Source organism: Bacillus sp. mrc49 (assembly GCF_002803435.1).
Genome location: NZ_PHNG01000449.1, coordinates 1 through 300, shown reverse-complemented (window position 1 = coordinate 300; position 300 = coordinate 1). Strand labels below are relative to the sequence as shown.

Below are 300 nucleotides of genomic sequence, written 5' to 3'. Positions count from 1 at the left end.
GAGACTGGAATCAGTAATGATAGGTATATTGAAATAACTTCTGGGCTGGAAGAGGGACAGGAGGTTTCGTTACCGATAACGATCTCCAATGAAAACCGGACAGGCAGCGGCTTCAATGGAATGAGGGGCGGAGGCGGAATGCCAAGCGGAGGGGAAATGCAAATGCCAAGCGGAGGCGGAATGCCAGGCGGTGGCGGAATGCCGAGCGGCAAGGGAGGGCAGTGAAATGGTGAAACCCATCATCAAAATCCAAAACATGTCCAAATCATATGAACTGGGCGGTGAAACCGTTAAGGCGCT

Annotated in this window: 1 pseudogene; it reads left to right on the top strand. The window is 52.0% G+C overall.

The annotated features are described in order from the left end of the window. Positions 1 to 225: pseudogene (locus CVN76_RS02720) on the top strand (efflux RND transporter periplasmic adaptor subunit); the annotation flags it as partial. Positions 226 to 300 lie beyond the last annotated feature (75 nt).